The organism is Streptococcus infantis, from assembly GCF_021497965.1.
Lineage (GTDB): Bacteria > Bacillota > Bacilli > Lactobacillales > Streptococcaceae > Streptococcus > Streptococcus infantis_B.
Map to the genome: position 1 here is coordinate 1,379,464 of NZ_CP046525.1, position 20,926 is coordinate 1,400,389.

At 35.3% G+C, this 20,926-nt stretch carries 11 protein-coding genes and 3 pseudogenes; 2 read left to right on the plus strand and 12 right to left on the minus strand.

The genetic code is table 11. The annotated features are described in order from the left end of the window. Nucleotides 1-577 precede the first annotated feature (577 nt). The 6 genes and pseudogenes from GOM46_RS06840 to GOM46_RS06865 form a co-directional block, all read right to left on the minus strand. A pseudogene (locus GOM46_RS06840) lies at nt 578-1,258 on the minus strand (cadmium resistance transporter). A 3,141-nt stretch (nt 1,259-4,399) separates the two neighbouring features. Beyond that, nucleotides 4,400-4,552 (minus strand): transposase, encoded by a 153-nt coding sequence (locus tag GOM46_RS08470; protein WP_414930177.1) that lies wholly within the window; start codon nt 4,550-4,552, stop codon nt 4,400-4,402. Nucleotides 4,553-5,346: 794 nt separating this feature from the next. Continuing rightward, a complete protein-coding gene (locus GOM46_RS06850) occupies nt 5,347-6,396 on the minus strand; it encodes a DUF389 domain-containing protein (RefSeq protein ID WP_000126416.1) in 1,050 nt (349 codons plus the stop codon). Further along, nucleotides 6,393-6,716, minus strand: a complete 324-nt coding sequence (locus tag GOM46_RS06855; RefSeq protein ID WP_000825751.1) for a potassium channel family protein — start codon at nt 6,714-6,716, stop codon at nt 6,393-6,395. The genes GOM46_RS06850 and GOM46_RS06855 overlap by 4 nt, the downstream gene beginning before the upstream one ends. Beyond that, nucleotides 6,713-7,072, minus strand: coding sequence for a hypothetical protein (locus tag GOM46_RS06860; RefSeq protein ID WP_235083396.1), 360 nt, complete (start codon nt 7,070-7,072; stop codon nt 6,713-6,715). The genes GOM46_RS06855 and GOM46_RS06860 overlap by 4 nt, the downstream gene beginning before the upstream one ends. Continuing rightward, complete coding sequence (locus GOM46_RS06865) at nt 6,997-7,299, minus strand: TMEM175 family protein (protein ID WP_006151097.1); 303 nt, start codon at nt 7,297-7,299, stop codon at nt 6,997-6,999. Before GOM46_RS06865 ends, GOM46_RS06860 begins: the two co-directional genes overlap by 76 nt. A gap of 793 nt (nt 7,300-8,092) precedes the next feature. Between GOM46_RS06865 and gshAB the strand changes: the two genes are divergently transcribed. Further along, nucleotides 8,093-10,339 (plus strand): bifunctional glutamate--cysteine ligase GshA/glutathione synthetase GshB, encoded by a 2,247-nt coding sequence (gshAB, locus tag GOM46_RS06870; protein WP_235083397.1) that lies wholly within the window; start codon nt 8,093-8,095, stop codon nt 10,337-10,339. Nucleotides 10,340-10,475: 136 nt separating this feature from the next. Beyond that, nucleotides 10,476-10,797, plus strand: a pseudogene (locus tag GOM46_RS08380) (transposase); the annotation flags it as partial. Between the two features lie 389 nt (nt 10,798-11,186). On the opposite strand, the gene GOM46_RS06880 reads toward GOM46_RS08380, so the two are convergent. The 6 genes and pseudogenes from GOM46_RS06880 to GOM46_RS08475 form a co-directional block, all read right to left on the minus strand. Then, a complete protein-coding gene (locus tag GOM46_RS06880; protein WP_235083398.1) occupies nt 11,187-12,095 on the minus strand; it encodes a ribonuclease D in 909 nt (302 codons plus the stop codon). 5 nt (nt 12,096-12,100) lie between these two features. After that, on the minus strand, nt 12,101-12,904 hold the full coding sequence (locus GOM46_RS06885; RefSeq protein ID WP_235083399.1) for a hypothetical protein: 804 nt from the start codon (nt 12,902-12,904) through the stop codon (nt 12,101-12,103). 80 nt (nt 12,905-12,984) lie between these two features. Beyond that, nucleotides 12,985-13,935, minus strand: coding sequence for a helix-turn-helix transcriptional regulator (locus tag GOM46_RS06890; RefSeq protein ID WP_235083400.1), 951 nt, complete (start codon nt 13,933-13,935; stop codon nt 12,985-12,987). 137 nt (nt 13,936-14,072) lie between these two features. Further along, entirely contained in the window at nt 14,073-15,938 is a 1,866-nt protein-coding gene (locus GOM46_RS06895; protein WP_235083401.1) for an AAA family ATPase, read from the minus strand. 256 nt (nt 15,939-16,194) lie between these two features. Next, the gene (locus GOM46_RS06900; protein WP_049496097.1) at nt 16,195-16,887 is read right to left on the minus strand and encodes an HAD family hydrolase; all 693 of its coding nucleotides are present in this window, start codon (nt 16,885-16,887) and stop codon (nt 16,195-16,197) included. 27 nt (nt 16,888-16,914) lie between these two features. Then, nucleotides 16,915-20,808: pseudogene (locus GOM46_RS08475) on the minus strand (ATP-dependent helicase). Nucleotides 20,809-20,926 lie beyond the last annotated feature (118 nt).

The following is a 20,926-nucleotide window of genomic DNA, read 5'->3' on the forward strand; positions in this document are numbered from 1 at the left end:
AGCCATACGCGGCATAAATGAAACAAAAAATAAAAGAACCACATTCTTTCAAATTCCTCCCTTGTCAACTTGGCTAACTTGCCTGCATTACCTAGGTCGCTGCTTTAAATTATACTTTTTCTTAAACATTTGATACGAGTAGGTATTCCTTGTGAGGAATTTTCATCAAAAAATTTCATAGATAAGTCCTATTATAGAATCATTGGCTAACCAGTAGTAAATAATAGTTGTTATCCTAGTTGATTAAAAAAAATCTCTGATTTCTCATCTTTTATAAAATAATATAAATTTTCCCCTCTTCCTTCTAGTGCCAAGCGTTTTGATTGGCTAGTTTACGAAGGGGTGGGAGGCAGTGTGACATACTGAGACGCCTTAATAAACAGGGCTATATCGCCAGACACAGAGTTCCTTCGACGGGCAAGGAGAGAAAAGATGATTTTATCTGTTTACTATCGGTAAACTTGATAAAGAATAGCGAAGTGATTTTGGATTTTTTCCGTTTTCAAGGTAGTTCTTGCGTATTGTCAACATTTTGTTGATTTATAAACATCACTGGCAGACGACCTATCTTTTTTCATTAATATTTTTCTCCTAGCTTAACAAAGGTCCATAGCATGCAAAAACGTTGTTTTCAATCAGGATATAGTATCCCCAATAATAAAATAAACAACGCGCAATAAACCATCTGCTATATTTTTCCAAGTTCTCACAGAAGGGACTTGTGCCAAACTTTTGGGCAGAAAAAACCAAGCAGATAAATCATGACTAGAAAAGTAAGTAAAGCCACTATCAAAAATTACTCATTTCTGCCCCCTCTTTCTGCGCATTTCATCCCCGCTAAATTTAAGGTAATAAAATAGGGACAAAAAACACCGATACATGGTCAGCACACAACCTTGCAAAAGTATATCATATTCGAATGAAACAGATCAGGATTTTTATTCATCTTTGCGGCAAACCATCTTTTGCAATAGCGTTCTCCATCAGAATCTGCCTAAAAGTCAAAACTTTGAGTCCTAGAAAATTTCGAATCAAAACGAGCAAAAACCTAAAAATCTTTAAATAGGACATATAATTTAAGACAAATGCAAAAGTAAACTTAGCAATATAGGACTAACAGAGCCTAGAAATGTCCTAAATAGATGTTAATGATTGTCTTTTCGCTTTCTTTTAGGCAAAAAAATAAATCATAGGATAATAAGTAAGTTCGGCTGTCCCAGAATACAGGACTTATGGAAGTAACAACATTTTGAATCATAAGAACACCTCATTCAAATTATACTTTTAGCATGCTATTCTAACATTAACCTTTCGTACGATGCATCAAACTTAAAATCCACATTAATAATTGCACTGTCAAGTTTGTATTGTGAAACTAGTTTCAGACAATTATAAGTCATAAAGTATGTCCACTGCCAATGGTTTTTTACAATAATTTAGACAGGGAGGACACCCACATTTTGGTCCCTCTCCAGGGTATATATTTTGCCATCACACCGCCATACAGTTGACACAACGGAGCCAGTACTTCTCAACATGAGACAACTCCAGTTCTTAGTTTTATAACCTCAGCTTCTCGGTCTCTTACCTACTTTGAATATGCAAAGACTAGTACGAACGGCGATTCTTACAAAGTATGTTCAGCATTGTGCAATATCGAAAGATTAGCTGGGGCTCTTTAACCCAATTTAGAGACACCAACACACCAATTAAACTTCATTTATTCACAACTGTTTCTTGAACTATTTCTCTTGAATTAATTCTGCAACGATTCAGATAAAGAATTCATATTCCTCGAAGAAATCTAACGATTATCTAATATAAAATATCACTCATCGGCTTAGAAATATCAGCACTTTCATTCACACAACCCAATATCCTGCCAAGCGTCAAGCAGCAGAGTCACGCACTTAAACCCGTCCTCAACCAATGCAAAAACTAGTTCCGCCAGCTTTCTGTAATTTCCTGAACCAACTGAAAAATTTACCACCTGGTTGTTCTTTTCAAATCAGTATAACACGTTGCAAAGGCAGATGCTCTTAACCAACTCTTCTGTTTTCTAGCCAATCGTATCACAGTTGCCAGAATCAGTTGTTTCCTTGGGCTTTAGCTTTCAATGCAAACTGTCGCCTCGCCTCCAAGGCACGTGTGAGATATCAAAACATCCCAATTAATCTTTCTGATAAGCCAAAAACAATAATTGCTAATGCGAGTCGTTTAGGTGCTTCCAATCAAGGCCAGCCTGCTCACAGAACTTAATTCTTACCTGTTAGTCTGGCATGAGTACATAATTTCACTGCACAAACGATTGCACCATCAAATTTGCGATTAATCCCTTGCTTGCAAACATACGGAAGCTGCCTGCATTTCTTCGTGTTCAATGCCTTCAATTTCAGCTTGTTTAAACAATTGCATTTGCAAATAGGAGATAGAATGTCCTCCAAACATGCACTATTGCTGTAAAATATATCTTTCTCAGTATAATCTCCGAAAGGAAGAAAATTTTTCACCCAAAGGATAACTCGTCGTTGATGGTACCCGTTTTATCAACAAGATAGTATCCATCTTCCAGATATTTTTCTAATACATCACCATCTTTAGAACCATGTTCTCGATTTAAGACCCTTCCCTTTATGGCCGTAAGGGTAGGGCTACAGGTGTGGATATTTTTAGAGCACATGAAAATCCACCAATAAAAAGGAAATGGCTTTTGGCAAAACGAACCTGTTGAACAGATAAGTCAAACCAGCCACCTAAGAAGTTATATTTTTACAACCTTGTCGCCCCGCCATCCTAATAAGACGTTGTTTTGTCTTCTACTCTCATTCAGATTTTTTCATCACGTGATGAGTTGCAAAAAAATAACGATATGTTTTATCTGAGTTATCAGTCACACGAATCTCTGTAACATTCTCGGTTTCCAAAACAGATATTCGCAACATACAGAATCTCCCTTTTTCTTTTCAACAGGAAGCTCTCCCAGTAAGGATACTTCATTGACCATGCACCTAATCCTGAAACCAATTGGCCGTCAAACAAGATTTCATTCCTGGAGACCACTAATACAACCTACTTGAACATCAGAACTCTTGTTTGTTTTTTTTTGTTTTTTTTTTTATTTTTATTTTTTTTTTTATGTTTTGTGTATGCTTGTGATGAACCATGTCTCCCCGACACTAAGACCAAACAATCACTTTCTGTAGCACAGAAGGCTTTGTTAAAATCTGTTTCTGTTTTTTTTAAAGACACTGATTTACAGAGTACCCAAATTCAAGACATAAATATGCTGTTGCTAGCTGTCTTGGCTGCGTTCATAAACAAGGACAACAAATGGCGAACGCAGTCAAGACCTCCATGGTTAGGTTCCTTGCGCGACTAAAAGTTTGATAGGCTTCTGTACATCAACCCACCAAGCCTGAAAACAAGTCCAAAATAAACGAATAGGTAGGTACACAATCGAAACAGCAAACGACTTGAATCGCTGCACACGATACAATTGAAAGAGCACTCTGCTCTCTACGAATGGAAGCTATCATCGAAAGTCCGAAACTTCCCTTGTCAATCTTTTTAAAAAGGCCTCTGCAGCTTTTCTAAATACAGAGAAGCCTCTTTCCTACGGTAGAGTAAATGTTGTGCTGATCCTCTTATAAAACTGACCATAGAGTGAGCCCCTTTTTAATCTTTTAGCCAAGGAACGAAGAATTAAATCTTGTTAATATCCAAGGGCACAGTGAAAACAGAGGAACGATAATCGGATTATGTTGATATCCTCTCGTCGTAGCGCTTTAAAAGACATATTATTCACCTGTCCAGCTATCTAATTGTTCTTCTTGTTCCTTTCCTGTTCGTAGAAATATTAGCGTCTTGTAAAACATCATCCACACCGTGTGTTTTACAACAGACACACAGGATCCTGCCATACAAGCGCCGTGCTTTCTAATTTTGATAAGCTTTTAGCACAGGAGCCTTAGAATAGCCTTGTCCTTAGCGTCTTTACTGCTAAGACTTTCAAGCAAGCGTCCCAAATGCATACCCGTCCTAAGAAGAGAGATGATTTTTTCGAACTTGCGACATTTAATACTTCTTTTAACTGTTATTTCCTCTTGAAATATTGTAGCGAAAAAGGACAGCAACAAGCAATGCTGCGATAGGCCTGATATATAGATAAAAATTCTCTATACTGATATTTAATCTTATTATGATGAAAACAATATACTTAGTTTTTGTATACTGTCAAAAATTATGTGAAAACTTAAGTAGAGTACGAGTGTTAATAATAAGCTTTCCAAGTCGTATAAGAACATGGACCAACCACCCCTTTAGGATTCGGTGACTTTGCTAAAATTATAATCGTCAATCTTAAACAACGTAACTAAGTAACGTTCCAGAGCCTCCTCATTTAGGAAAAAGAACGTCTTTTTCGTTGATGTTTGATTCTTTTGTTAAGAGACTCAATGAGGTTTGTCGAATACATGCTGTGCCCAAATCTGGTAGGGAAACTGATAAAAAAGTTAAAGATTATCGTATTCTCCAGACTTTCCATGACTTCCATACTTTGGTTTCCATTCGGCGAGAAAGTCCTCTAAAGCCTTGTCCTGCCTTTCTAAATTTTCAGCACGATAAATCATTATAAATTGCCCAGAATAACGCTATATCTGCTCGTTTCACTTTACTCGCAGATTTCACTAATATGAATTACGCAACCATTGTTGTTTAGCCATGGGTGAGCCTGACTGATATCTGCTCAAGCCCTAAAGCCGATCTGTAACTACAGAGAAATCTGTTGGATTCCTTGGTTTTGAAGCTTGTCTAACAGGGTGGGACCAAGAAGCATTGTTTTCTTGAGGCAACTGTGCATAGCATATCTCTATGCGACTAAAAGTCGCTAGAGCTATCCTAATGCGCACCGCCAGTTCTCATAGAAAAAAACACCTTGCCAACTGGCAAAGGTTTCGTTTGTATTCTGCTGTCCAGTTAACGAATTAACGTTTACTAAATTGTGATGCTTTACGGGCCTTTTTCAAGCCTGGTTTGGAAAGTATGAATTTCAGTTGGACTAAAAACAGCGTAATATCAAGACTTTTCTCCGCTTTTATAAAAGCGTTTTTCCAATCAAATTCAACTAATTTTATCTAAATGGTGTGGATTTTACCCCCAAAATTACAGAGAATGGAGCTGATAAACACTAAACGTTCACACCATTAGTTAAATGATTTTTTTCATCATTTTTCTTAGATGATAGAACTTCTAATTTATTTCTTATTCAAGCAAAAACAACCTGCTATAAGTAAGAAAGAGGAAGATACAAGAAAAACACGGCGTAAAAACCGATTCAGTTCATTGTCCTCAATCCTTGTCTGCTTCATTTTCTTTTACGAGATCGTTTTGTGAATCTTTTTCAGAGAGTTTTTGATCAATATACTTGTCAATGTTTTCATAAAATTCCTTGGTCGCTTCACTATCTAATGTTGGCGAGTTCTGAACTTGATTCACTTTCAATTGAACAGATTGAATACCGTAAGAGGCTTGTTTTTGGTGGAGTGTTTCTAATTCTTCTTCTGAAATCGGATCTCCAACAACCGTCAAGACCAATTCATTGTTACTTGACTTGTAGACTTGATTAATAACCGTATAATTGGCGAACTCTTTTCCTACAAACTGTTTGATCCCTTCTTTGCGCGCTTGTTCTATTGTCAGAGTAACTGCCGAATAGCTAGCTGGAAGAATCAACAATACAATCAAAGAAATCAAGCCAATTCTCATTTTAATGCTCAGCTCTTTAAATGAAGTTAAAGGAGATTTTCTCATCAAAATTCTTGTTCCAACAATGTTGGCTAGCATGATAAAGACACAGTTGATCAAGAAAAGATAGAGAGCCCCCAATAAAAATCGTACATTCCCATTAGCTAAACCATAGCCAGCAGTACAGATAGGCGGCATCAGAGCTGTAGCAATGGCTACTCCTGGCACGATATTGTTTGCTTCTTTTTTCCTTGAACCGATCACACCAGCAATCCCACCAGCAATAGCAATGAGGACATCCCAAATGGTTGGAGAGGTTCGTGCAATCAACTCGCTACTTGCATAAGACAAGGGAGAAATCCAGAAATACAGAGTCGAGACAAGCAAACTGACCAACACTTGAGTCAATAAAACCTCTAGAGATTGCTTGATTAAACGCGTATCAAAAATAGCTAAACCGAATCCCAGTCCAACAATCGGTGTCATGAGAGGTGAAATCAACATGGCTCCTATAATGACAGCTGTTGAATTCATATTTAGTCCGATAGAGGCAATAAAAATTGCACACATCAAAATCGCTGTATCTCTCAATCGAACATGAAGGTCATCGTATAATTTCTCACGGTATTCCCGTGTTGAATAATTGGCAGTCATTTGTCCTCTCCTCTTTCCTTATTTAAATTGGTATAATAATTAAAAATAACAGCTGATAAACAGCCAAAAAATATGAGCCCATAAATCGTCAAGAAGACACTGGTAATCCTTCCAATCAAGGTCACAGCTAGGAGATCCCCGTAGCCGACAGTCGTCGAAGTCACAAAAGCATACCAAAGACCGTCTCCGTAATTTGTGATAGCAGGTTCAACTAGGAAAAGCACGCCTCCTGACCCAAAAACAAAGGTCACAAAACTCAGAGCAAACCGAGTAAAACCCGTAACCTGCATAATATGCCATAACATTTTTAAACGTTTCATTTGTTCTCCTTATTCATACTAGCTCCTGACCGAGCCGTTTTTTTCCAATAATCAAAGTGAAGATAGGACATGATCTCCATCAGAGAAAGATAGACAAACTGATAGATCTGATTTAAGCTGATTATCAACTGATATTGTTTGAAAAATGACTGGAAGAAAGACCAGATATGACTGTCTTGAATCAGTCCCTCCTTAATATCAGACAGGATATTAGCTAAAGCTCCCAAGGACTGAAACGGTAAATCCTTGACATTTATATAGATCCGGTCCACCACATCATTCAGACTGGTATCTTGGATGGCATGAAATTCTCCAAAGAGAACTCCTGCCGCTCCAAGAGTAGAAACAAATTCCACCAAATAATTTCTGAGGAAATTTTCTCAACCTTTTCCCATAATGTGTTTAGTGCCATCCATAACGATCCCAACCAGAAAAAGGAAAGAAAACAAGCAAAGAAATTTTGCCGTAAATCCCAAAAAGCTTCAAGACTTGGTGTTGTTGGTTTTTCTAACTCTAAAACCAAGATGGTCATAATAATTGCTAGAACAGCATCTGTCAATACAATTAATCTGTCTTTCTTCATCGGATTGCATCCCCTTTCTTTTTTGTAACATTCTATCTTATCGCATAATATTGGATATTCTTTCATAATCCGACTACAAACAAAAATAAACCAAAAAGTATGTCCCTATTATACTATATTTAACTCTAGAAGTATTCATCCATCTAATTAATAAATATATCATATTTCACAATAAGTGAATACTATCAAAGATTCATCCCCTTTCACTTCATCATGTAGTGTTGCTTAGATTTATCAAAAACAACCAAATTTGTATTAATTTCAAGTATCACCTAGTTACAAAAATTTGGGGTGAACAGAAAAAGCATCCCGTATTTTTGATACGAAATGCTTTCAATAAGTTTAAATAAGTTTTAACGTTTACTAAATTGTGATGCTTTACGAGCTTTTTTCAAGCCTGGTTTGGAAAGTATGGATTTCAGTTGGACTAAAAACAGCGTAATATAACGGCTTTTCAGAACTATATCTACTAATTAATTTCATAAAATATGAATCATTATTTTTTAAATAGGGGAATAGTTTAGGTCTGTAAGAATTAACTTATACACTTACAAGGTTTATTCTGATCGACTTTATAACTGTCTACGAAAAAAAGACAGAAATGAGAGATTGAGTGTGGGGAAAAAACTATTAGGTGTAGTTTCAATACTTCTACTAATGCTTTTGCTTATATTAATGCAAGTAAATAGTCAATTCGTCCGAGCATTTCCTTCTCCATCTCCGTAGCAGAAAGTTGAGTTTATTTAACAAACTGATAAAATAATAGAGAAACTAGTTATTTCGAGGCCCAATCATGAACCTATCAAACGTATTTCAAAAATTATCCCCAAATACTCCCATCTTACAAGCTACCTTTGGTCTGGAGCGCGAATCTCTACGAATCAATACTGAAGGCCGTGTCGCTCAAACGCCACACCCTGAAAAATTGGGTTCTCGCAGTTTCCATCCCTATATCCAGACAGATTATAGCGAACCTCAACTAGAGCTCATTACACCGGTAGCACAGTCGACCACGGAAGCTCGTCGCTTCCTCGGGGCCATCACCGATGTGGCTATTCGCTCAATGGATAAGTCAGAATATCTTTGGCCTTTATCCATGCCACCTGTGATTGTAGAAGAAGAGATTCAGATTGCCCAGTTGGAAAGTGACTACGAGTATCAATACCGAGTTGGTTTGGCAGAACGCTACGGCAAATTGCTCCAGTCCATATCTGGAATTCACTATAATTTTGAACTCGGCAAAGATCTGACCCAGCAGCTCTTTGAAGTCAGTGATTATGACGATTTACTGACCTTCAAGAATGCCCTCTATCTCAAGTTAGCTCAGAACTTCTTGCGTTATCGCTGGCTCTTGACCTACCTTTACGGAGCAAGCCCGCTAGCAGAAAAAGGGTTTTTGACAGATGAAATTGGTTGCGTGCGGTCGATTCGTAACTCCAACTACGGCTATGTCAATGCCCCCGATGTTCACATTTCCTTCTCTTCACTGGAGCAATACGTGACCGACATCGAAAACGCTGTTGGATCTGGGCAACTGTCCGCCGAAAAAGAATTTTACTCTGCTATCCGTTTACGCGGTGCTAAGACTAGCCGGGACTTTTTGACTAAGGGCATCTCCTATCTAGAGTTCCGCAACTTTGACCTCAACCCCTTTGAGCCACTGGCAATCAGCCAAGAAACACTAGACACCACCCACCTCTTTGCACTCGCACTCTTGTGGCTAGACGACATGGAGCAAGTCGACGAAGAATTGGCAGTAGCTACTACTCTCAACAACCAAATCGCTCTCAGCCATCCCCACACACCACTTCCTAAAGAGGCTGACCCTAAACCTATCGTGACAGCCATGAAGGCCATCGTCGCTCACTTTGGACTGGATGACTATTATAGCCAGCTTATCACTAAGGTGGAGGCCTCTCTTCTTGATCCACGTTTGACCCTTTCTGGAAAAATAGCAGAGCAGGTTGAAGAAGGGTCCCTTGAAAAATTTGGCCAACAACAAGGACAAGCCTTTCATGACTACGCTTGGACAGCACCTTATGCCCTCAAAGGCTATGAAAACATGGAACTCTCCACCCAAATGATTCTCTTTGACGCCATTCAGCTGGGCTTGAACGTAGAAATTTTAGATGAGGAAGACCAATTTCTCAAACTCTGGCATGGTGACCATGTGGAGTACATTAAAAATGGCAACATGACATCCAAAGATAACTACGTAATTCCACTGGCCATGGCTAATAAGGTTGTGACCAAAAAGATTTTGGACAAGGCTGGTTTTCCAGTACCTGCGGGAGCAGAATTTGCTAACAAGGACGATGCCTTGCGGTACTACGGACAAATAGCCAACTCTGCTATTGTTGTCAAACCCAAATCCACCAACTTCGGTCTGGGCATTTCCATCTTCCAAGAGTCAACAAGCCTTTCTGGCTATGAAAAAGCCCTAGACATCGCCTTTTCGGAAGATAGCCATGTGCTAGTCGAGGAGTTTGTGGCAGGGACCGAGTACCGTTTCTTTATCTTGGATGGAAAATGCGAGGCTGTCCTGCTCCGCGTCGCGGCCAATGTCGTAGGCGACGGAAGCTCAAGCATACGAGAATTAGTCGAAAAGAAAAACCAAGACCCTCTGCGTGGTCGCGACCATCGCTCACCTCTTGAAATCATCAATCTGGGTGATATTGAATTACTCATGTTGGAACAGCAGGGTTACACACCTGATACAGTCTTGCCTAAAGGTATCCAAGCCTTTCTGCGTGGTAATTCTAATATCTCAACTGGAGGCGACTCCATTGACATGACTGACCAGATGGGCGAGAGTTACAAACAACTAGCTGCCGATATGGCGACTGCTATGGGGGCTTGGGCCTGTGGAGTCGATTTGATTATCCCAGACTACACCAAGCCTGCTAGTAAGGAGCTACCAAATTGCACCTGTATCGAACTCAACTTCAATCCTGCCATGTACCTGCACGCCTATACTTACGTAGGGCCAGGACAACGTATCACACCGAAAATTTTACGGAAGTTGTTTGGAGAGATATGAGAATAAGATCAGAGATTTTCTGAGCTTACTTTTTTATATTTGATAAATGGTAAAATATAGTGCAACAAAAAACTCATAGAGCCCAATCTCGTATAAACTGTAAGTAACCACACTAAACAGAACACGGGAGAAATCTATAAGCTACCATCATATTACCATAATTGAGCGAATTAAGATAGAGACTTACCTAGAATTAGGTCTCAAACCCTGCCAAATAGCTAGAAAATTAGGCGTTCACAAATCAACCTTCTCAAGAGAATTAAGTGTGGTAATGACACTTACTCTGCACAAGCAGCACAAACACACAATGAACAATTGGCGAAGCAGAAGGGAAGAAAATCGAGTTAGACTCCTGTGAATTGAAGTAGGAAATTAAAGAGCGATTACAATCTTCATGGTCTCCAGAACAAATTTGTAGTCGTTATCAACTTGAAAATAGGTCCATGGTGTCCTTCAAAATCCAATTTGTAAAATTAAGCTAGAAAAAAAGCATCTCGTATTTTTGATACGAAATGCTTTTAATAAATGTAAATAAGTTTTAACGTTTACTAAATTGTGACGCTTTACGGGCCTTTTTCAAGCCTGGTTTGACAAGAATGATTTTTACTTGAACCAAAAACAATGCAATACCTTGTGTTTTCAGAACTATATATACCTATTGATTTCATAAAATATGAATCAATATATTTTAAAAGGGGAAATAGTTTAGTTCTGTAAAAATTAACTTATACTCTTACAAAGCTTATTTTGATAGACTTTATAACCGTCTGCGAAAAAAAGGTAGAGAAAAAGGTAGAGACTGAAATAATAGAAGAGATTCAGCAATCAAAGTTACTATTTCTACATCTTAATCACTCTCACTAGTAAATAAATCTTCCCACTGAGTGATAGATGCTGGTAGGATTAATTTATATTTCTCATAGAAATTTAATAAATCGTTGTCCCCTATCCTAAATACATTTTCTATCTTATCTAAATTTATTACTCTCGGAGCATATAAATATACTAGATAACCTTCATCTACATATTGTTTAAATTCTAAAGCGTCAAGTTCCTTTGCCTTTTTGCCTTTCACTTGAACTACTGCTTTTCTAGGGTCATCAATTTCTCTTGAAATCATTTCACATTCAATTTTTATTGTTGTTGACTTCTTTGCAATTGAATTAGAAAGGACATAATAGTTTTCCTTAATTTGAAGGTATGAGATGACAAGTTCTTCTAAATCAAATTCAGGCAAATTATCTAAGAGACCTCCACTATAGGTTGTTACCTCAAAATAATTCTTTTTCGAAAATTTATTAAATATCAATTTTGAGTATTCTATTATACTTTTATCCCGTATCCTCTCGACGGTAGCACCAAGAGGTCTATTAAACGATGCTTTAATTTGCCCAGGGACTTGCATTCCCACATTAAATGCATCAACTGGGATGACTGATCCAATATCCAAATGAGTATCGCAAACTACTATAGCTGGAGATTTTACTTTACAAATCCAGTAATTTCCACTTAAATCTCTGGTCCAGAACAAATCATCTTTCTTTGCATCTCTAAAAATATTTATTGCTGGATGTGCTTTACCATTATGTTTTTTAATACGATTATAATATTCTAAAAAATTATCTAATTTAATATCTTCACTCAACCAACTCCAGCCAATCGCAACATACTGTTCAGAATTATTTAAACAGAAATCAATTAACTCTTTCCTAATGTTATCGTCTCTTTTTAAATGTATTCTAGTCACATAATCCATTTAAATTAGCCTCTCTTACTTTTTTCTTTCAAGATTATTTCGACTCCCGCTTGATGTAAAATATCATATCTAGCACGACTTATATCTGATTCATCGATTAAATTAAGAAGATTATCAATTTCTTTTCTTCCTTCTTCACTTAACTTTGGCTTTATTTCAACTAAATTTTTTTGTAGTCTAAAAAACAATTGAATAGCTACTTCATAATCTTTTTTCTCTTGTAATTCTTGCTGCTTAGCTAAAATTTCTTTTTCTTTCTCTTCATTTTTCTTCCTATTTTGTTCAGCCATATCACGAAGCTTTTCATAATCCACTTTGTGATTCTCAAAGTCATCTTTGACTGACCCCATAAATTTAGGTGTGATTCGAATACGATTATAGGCATTTTTGACTAAGGAAGTGATTTTATCCCAATAAGGTACTTCTGAGTCTTCTCGGAACATTAATATTTCTCTATCCGTTATGACAATTTTCTTTTCTTCATCAATGAAATATCCTTTTTCTTTGTAATTATTTAAATCAGAAATATACTTGTCTAATCTCCACTGTTTGACAATTTTTTTGCCATTGTCAGATAAATCATCGTCGACTATATATCTATATAACCAATCAGGAAGATTAACATCACCTATTGTCCATCTTTGCTTCTCATCTGAATATATTTCATTTCTTAGTTCTCTATCAGGAAATTTAACTTTATTATAAACGTACTTAATAATCTCATCACCCTCTTGAATGTATTCGTTCCAATACTTGTCATACTTAGCGTAGGGGCTAAATGGTCGAGTTCTATATATAACTCTACTCATTTCATCTTCTCCTTTAGTTTATATAATTCACAGTATTCTTTTCTAACAGACAAAAATTTATCTTATTCGCTCTCAAACTTCTAGTCAATGTAATTTTCTTGCATTCTCTTAATAAGAGTTTTTACATCATCAATTAACGATTGAGGAGACAAAACCGTTAGAGCATCCGCTTGACTCAACAACCACCTCTTCAGCCCTGGTGTATCTTGACTCACAAACTCAATAATATTGCCAGTTGATGTTTTTTCAATAATTGTTGCTAATGGAAATTGATCAACAACAATCGCTGGATCATTGTCGAATAGAACTCTGATATTTAACTCTTTTCCTATGAATGGATCTACTCGTTTATTACGAATTTCTCCATCTCGAAATTTTCTTCCATATGAGAGAGAAGGTTTTTCTTTTTTAGATTCTTTCCAACTGAGTATTCTATCTAATTTTAAAGTCATATAAGAATCAAAAAGTAAATTATAGGCTACTATGTAAAAATAATGAGTATCATAGTAAAGAGAAACCGGAAAAATTGTATGTCTCTTTTCAGTATTATAAGGAGATTGATAATCAATGTCTAAGACCAACTCTTTACGAATCATTTCAGACCATTCCCAAACCTTATCAATACGGTTTTGTGTATCTGACAGCGGTGCATAATTTAGCAACTCACTTGCAATAATACTGGAAACTTCTTTTTGCTCATCTTTTGAAATAAGTGCCAATAAACTATCAAGTAATGACTTGTTTTCTTCTTTATTCAAAGAACGATTTTCTAGTAAAATCTTTGAAATTACAAGAATATCCTTTTTATTAAATAAAGATTTTCCTTTTAAATACCTAGTATGGTGCCTCGTATCGTAGGCAAGTTCTGCTGCAACCATCGGTTGTGTATCTAAGAAACCCGACAAGAGAGAAAAATCTCGTTGTATAGTCTTTTCACTAACACCAAATTCATCTGCAAGCTGAGCCTTAGCTAAATGCGCGCCAGACTGTAATCGTAAAAATATAGTTAATAAGCGTTCTTGGTCGTTCATATAATCCTAAATCCTTTAACAATATTATAACATTTCCAATGACTTAGATTCAATCAATTTCCTAGTTCAAATCTTCTACCGATACAACTATTGGACAAGTACCTAATCTTTCTTTTAAAGTCTATTATAGGTTACTCCTACCTTCCGAATCCTATCAACGATATTGATTTTGATGATTTTGCTTCAATAGCTACAATAGCCTTATTGATATCTGTCAATGTAATTTGATTTAAAAAGGTATCATCTTCTAACTGATTCTTATCACCTTCAATCACTCGTTGTGCTTGACTGAAGACAATCTCATCTACTAATTTTCGAACGTATCTAGCATTTCCAAAGTTTTTACAATTGACAACTTCTGAAAAATGCTGACGTAGTACCATCTTACAATCATCAGTTAATTGATAATATCTCTTATTTATCATCAATTCCAAAATAGCAATTAGTTGTTCAATTGTATAATCCAAAAATTTTATTTCTCTAGAAATTCTAGAGGAAAGTCCCGGGTTAGTTTCAATGAATTGGGCCATCAATTCTTCATACCCAGCAAAAATAACCAACACCTCATCCCGACGATTTTCCATTTCTTGTATAAGCGCTGAAATAGCTTCATGTCCAAAATCTCTCTCACTACTAGGGATAAGACTATAAGCCTCATCTATAAAGAGTACTCCTCCTTTCGCTTCATCAAAAGCTCTTTTTACTTTTGGAGCAGTCTGTCCAACATATTCACCAACAAGGTCCGCACGCCCCACTTCCACTAACTTATTCTCTTGAATTATCTTGTTATTGTATAAAATTTTTGTATAAAGCCTAGCCACTATAGTTTTCCCAGTCCCAGGATTTCCGGAAAAAACGAGATGACGATTTAATATTTCATTACTAAATCCATGAGCCTGACGCAACGCAGAAACTCGATCATAAGCTAACTGCTGATTAAGGACTATCTTCACTTCTTCTAAACCAATTAATTCACTCAACTTTTTCTCCGCATTTTCTTCATCTTCAACTGAAGATTCATTTTGGAGAATAAATCCATCCAGATTTAATTCGTTTTTATCTGTAGGATCATAATTATTTTGTACTGCAAATTCAACAAGTTCTTGAACAAAAAGTCGAACTTCTTTAGCATCCTTTAGTACTTTATTTCCAGCTATTAATTGTTCATAGTCTTCATTACTCAACTGAATACCTTTTTGATTTAACATTTGAAGGCCGATCTCTTTAAGCTCTGCTTCATCATATTGCGGAAAATTAACAATTGATACTTTACTAAAATCTTCAAGTAATTCTTTTCTAATAGATTCTGCCTCCTGCCTAGTTCTCGCAATAATGACATTAAATGAATATCCCTTTTTTTGCCTAAAAACATCAAAAACATCTGATTTTGTTCTTGGTCTTGCTGAAAGATAATCAACTAATACTGGGAAATCTTTTTCGCCTATCTTAGGAATAAAAAAATTGTTACAATTTACAAATATTGCATTCATGCCAAAAAGAGACATCAGAAATTTGATAGCAAACTTACGGCCAGATCCCCTCTCACCATTAAAAATATAAAAGTGTTGCTGTTGTTCATTATCATTTATTTTTTCTTGAAATGAAAGATATGTAATTAGTTCTTGAACAGCCTTCTTAAAATCAGTGAGACCATAAATGTTTTTCAATTCATCCAGTTTTTCAAAATTAGGTTTTAGATAATGAGAAATTGTTTCTTTATTTGCACTTAATAAGAATTTTACTAGTTCTCTTCTATCACTTGTTTCAAGTTTCTTTATAAAATCACTTTCTGATAGAGTTTTAACTTTGTTTAATGTAAACTCATGATCAAAAAAATCCTTTATTTTCCCCATGATTTCTTGATCATTGTAATTTTCTTTAGAAATAAGGTAATAAGCGTCATCCTCTTTAAATAGTAATAAACGATTAGTCTTAATAAAATCTTCTGTTTGAGTTTTTAAGAAATCATCAGGATTCTTAAACTCAACTTGATAATAATTCATTTAATTTCACCTCTTTTTATTGATAATTTAAGTTTACAAAAAAGAGTGGACAAAGTATGTCCACTCAATTGTTGTTACAAAAAATTTTTCAAAAATGTAGAAAATCTCTATGCCTCCTCTGTATCTTCAGAACCACACCATCGACACTTTTTGAAGTTATCTGTTTCATCGACATCATAACTATAGTACCCTAGACATTCATTACAGTAACGATCAACTTCCATATTATCCTCCTTCTATACTTTAAAATTTACACTTAACTAATATCATTTATCGAATAAATAACATCTTTACGTTCAACAACAATATTACATGCTACCCCCTCTTTCTTTAGTTTATCCAATAACTTTTGATTTGGATTTATAGCTGTTGGATGACCAGTCATTTGAAGCATCGTAAAGTCACCTGTCGTATCCCCATAAGAATAAGAATTATCTAAATCAAAAGGCAGTCTCTCTAGAATTTTCTTTTTAGAATCAGCATCCCACATTGGAATTACTTCTCCACTATACTTGTTGCCATCATTTAAGTATTGAGATGCAAACCATAAATCAGCTCCTAATTTTTCCGCCATTTTTTCAACTAGAAAATCCGGGGAACCAGAAATAAAGATAATCTTATGTCCCTGTTCTTTGTGCCATTTAATACGATCGCGTGTAAAACGATAGAGCTTCTTACTTTCTTTTTCAATCACTTTTTTAGCCACAAACTCAACATCTAGAATATCCTTATTAGATATATATTTTGTATACAATTTCGATGCTGTATACAGATAATCATCGTAGTCTAGTTCTCGATTTTGCCAAGCATTTTTATGAGGTTTTAGTTCCATCTCTACTGATATTGGAAAAACATCATATGCAATACACTTCTCCATATGATGAAGAAGAAGTGAATCTCTAAAAATAGTCCCATCAATATCAAAAATTGCTGCAATTTCTCGACTCATTTATTCTCCTAACTCTCTAGCCATTATCTAATTTTTCTTATTTGACTGCGATTCTAAATTCTCTTTCAATAATTGAAAATCTACAAATTCTCCCAATCGACAATAATCACAATCATCCTTACCACAACCACCAGTAAAATCAGCTACATTTACTTTATCATAGAATTCTTGAATCTGAGTACGAACTATATCCATATCCTCTTTTGTAACATTTACAGTATGGATGGAGTAGCCTTCTTTTGCATCATCATCATCTAGGAAAATATATTGCGTTTCAATTCGTTTACCAGTAGTATCTATTTCAGAAAAATTTTCTAATAAAATATTATAGAAGACGGCTTGGCGCCAATAATCACGTCCAACTGCGAGTTCTTCAACACCTCTCTGAGCAGAACCTGTCTTATAATCTACTACTCGAATCAGATCATCGTCAAATTCTAACTTATCTATAATCCCATTAATTGAGTACTTATCTCCTAATTTGACACGAAGTTCTTTCTCTAAACAGACATTCTTCCCTTTTAAACTGTTAGGAATATAATGTTTAAAAAGATTGGTTAGTAAGCGATGCCCATATTCTTTTAATTCTTCAACGGACATTGTATCTACGATTTCCTCTTGATGTGAGTGCAATGAATTATCGTAGTATTCAATTGCTTTCCCCAATTGTAAATCTACTTTATAGATTTGTTCCATAGTTTCGTGAATTGCAGTACCAAACACAGGACCAGTTGGGGCATGCTTAACTGTTACTTTTGCAGCCTTTTCTTTTGTTCCTGCAGATAATCCAGCTGGTTGAGATAACTGTAAAACATCATCAAAATATACACTCTTCGGACAACTTAAGAAACGATTCAATTTGCTAACACTTAAACTCTTATAGTTGTCTCGTGCTTGTTGGTAAGTTGCAACCTCTAAGGCTTCGGTATTATCAAATTTAGGTTCTCTATTATCGAATGCTTGGAGGCAGTAGTCGCAAGGGTAATTATCTCTGTTCTTTTTCAATAGTCCACAACCACAATTAAAATCACCTTGTTTAATTTTCATAATAGACTCTTTAATCTGATCAAGTACTATATCAACTTCCTTTTGAGTGATTCGTATATCTTCAGTTTCAGAAAAACCGTCTTCACTAGTTGAATCCTCAACAAAAACATATTTAACTAGTATCTCTTTGTTAGAAATATCGATATCGATATCAGCATTTGTAACGAGGATATAGTAGAATACAGCTTGGCGCCAGTAGTTACCACCGAGAGGTTCTTTTTCACTCGGAGCTACTAATTTCTTTTTAGCATTTTCAGCTTCTCCTGTTTTATAGTCAATTAATCGTATAATACCTTCTTCACACTCAATTTTATCAATTTTCCCATTTAACTCAACATCAGATACTTCTGATAGATCAACTTTGGTGTTCAAAATATCACCTAGCTTAATTCCTTTGATATGCTGCTCAACTGCAATTACACCATCTTTGAGATAACCAGATTTTTTGTAGAGATTTTCAATAATCTCTTTACCTCTTGCATAGACATCCGTCTTTACTCTATCTGAAGATAGTTGATAAGATTTATCTAAGATTGTCTCAAATGATACTAAAGCTTCTTCTTTAGACAGAACTGTTTTTGCTGTTAGTTTCGAACTTTGCGAATCATCCTTAGAACTATATATTTTTTCTAAGACTTCGTGAATGATACTACCAAATACCATAACTTCGTTTGTTTCAGATGATAATTTTAATCCCTTATTGAAATAAAAACTCAAAGGACATTTAAGGAAGTCACTCAATGTACTAACACTTAAACTTAATTCACCTAAAATTTCACTCAGAACATCATTAGAAAATTTTGGTACTACTACTTTTTCTACAGATTGACAATCTTCAAAAGATTCTGTTACTTCTACCGAATCAATAAAATTCTCAAATTCACTAATAAAGTGGGTTTTATCGAAATCATCAGAATAAGAGAGATGGAGTACCTTCTTTGCCCGAGTCATTGCAACATAAAATAGGCGACGATTCTCCTCTTCTTTCAGTTGAGATTCATTCTTAGCTTTTCCATTTAAGCTTGGTGGATAAGAGAACCTACCCGAATTATTTTCACCTCCTGGCCAATTTGTATTCTTTTGTTTTCCATCATTACATTTCATCATAAATACATGTTCAAACTCCAGTCCTTTGGAACCATGAGCTGTCATTAATTGAACACAGTTACTTGGAGAACCCGAGATATCTTTAATGGGTAGACTAACCTTCATTTCTTGTAAAGACGATAATTGATTCAAAAATTCTTTTACAGTTAATTTAGGGTGGAGGATACATTCCGTTAACATTAACTCGTAAATTGTATTTAAAGTAGAAACCAAGTGATATTTTTCTTTTGATTTCATGATATAGCCATCAATCCCTAAAGATTTTAAGAGTTCGCTAAGGATATACATAGGTGATAAGTATTTTTCCGATTTACTAATCTTTTTACGAATCGATTCTAATTTCTTATCAATTTCTGCCATTGAAGGAATAGAAATTTTTTCATCATTCTTGAGATTTCGTATTTTTGCGATTTCTGAGACTTCCACCTCAAAGAAATCAAAATATAAAATTTTTCGAAGTTCTCTAACATTTCTTGATGGTTGGCAAATATATTTTAAAATAGCTAGTATTTTTTTGAAGAAGGAATCTTTAAATAAATTCTTCTCTTCTTTTTTCATTTGAACGAAAATACCATTATCACGAAGAATCTTCGCAAACTTTTCTCCATAGGAATTTCTTCCATAGATGACTCCTATCTCCTTAGGAGACACACCTGAATGAATCAACTCTTTAATCTCGTTCAACACACCAAACATCTCAGCTTCTGCATTTGGGTAAGATTTTAAGATTGGCAATTGATAATCATAATCTTTGTTAGCGCCAGCTGCAACAAGAAGCTTCTCTTCTCTTGGGTTATGACTGATTAGTTGTCTAGAAGCATCAATGATAGCTTGGGAAGAACGATAATTCTCTTCAAGGATTATTTTCGTAGGTTGATACTCCTCTTCAAAAACTTGAATATTATCTGCACTTACTCCTTGGAAACGATAAATACTTTGATCATCGTCTCCTACAACAAAAATATTTAGTTTCTCTTTCTCTTTCCCTTTTACTAATAATTTTATGAGTTCATACTGAATAACTGAAGTATCCTGAAATTCATCCACAAATAAATATTTTATAGACTCAGATACACTTTTTTGAAATCCTTCATCTTTCTTCAACTTTTTAATAGTCTTCAGAATCATATCATCAAAATCGAAATAATTATGCTCTCGGATTTTTTCACGATATTTTTCTACAATGGATACACCATCAAGTAATCGTTGATACTTTTTTCCCCCCTTGCATTCTTCAATTTTCTTTTCAATTTTAGCTTTATTCAACCCTTGACGTTTCATCCTTTAAAATAGTTCTAATAATTGCTTCTTAGAAGAATAACGATCTCCACTGTTTTTATATAATGAGCTATTTTCCGTTATATACTCATCCATAATTTCTTTAAGTAATTCATACTTCACAGCTGTCGAAATTACTTTTGGTTGTCTTCCAAACAAATCTGAGTTTTCCAAAATTAACTCACTACAAAAAGAGTGAATAGTCGATACTCTAACTTTTCGCCCTTCTTCACCGATTAATCCTTCAAGACGATCCAACATTTCAGATGCACCCGCGTCTGTATATGTTAAACAGACAATCTCTTCTGGATGTGCCTTGTCCTTTGTCAAAATGTTGGCTACTCGACGAGAAAGAATCTGAGTTTTACCTGTACCAGGACCAGCAATAACCATTACTGGTCCTTCTATAGCATCAACTGCTTTTTTCTGTTGCTCATTCAGTTTTTTATATTCTTGTTCATAAATGTCTTTAAAATCCTTTAATACCATCTTTTTCTCCTTTGCTATAATTGTTCATAATTGTTTAGTAGTTTCATTATAACACTTAGCATGGACGATTAACGTCCACCTGTATAAATATTTTAAATTTTTGAGTTAGTTCATTTCA